At 27.9% G+C, this 298-nt stretch carries 1 protein-coding gene; it reads right to left on the reverse strand.

What is annotated here, in order from left to right; genetic code table 11:
• Positions 1–3 precede the first annotated feature (3 nt).
• Positions 4–267: an NUDIX domain-containing protein gene (locus AYC60_RS09355; protein ID WP_082762564.1), complete on the reverse strand. Its 264-nt coding sequence runs from the start codon at positions 265–267 to the stop codon at positions 4–6.
• Positions 268–298 lie beyond the last annotated feature (31 nt).

The following is a 298-nucleotide window of genomic DNA, read 5'->3' on the forward strand; positions in this document are numbered from 1 at the left end:
ACTTTAATCGATTAAAACATTATGACTAGTAGCATTTGCAATGAGCAATGTTCCATATTTAAGTTCACCCATATTAGTAATATATGATATATCTTTTTTAAATTTATCAGAATCAACTATTACAGTTTCAAGATTTGTTTCTTCTTTTATTTCTCTAATTGCTGTCATTATCTCAGTTTCATTTTCTTCTATATGTCCGTTAGGAAATCCCCAATTACCACCAAGTACTTTTACAAGTACAAATTCTATTTTATTATCTTTATTAATTCTCTAAACCATACCACCAGACGCACATACT

The organism is Streptobacillus felis, from assembly GCF_001559775.1.
Lineage (GTDB): Bacteria > Fusobacteriota > Fusobacteriia > Fusobacteriales > Leptotrichiaceae > Streptobacillus > Streptobacillus felis.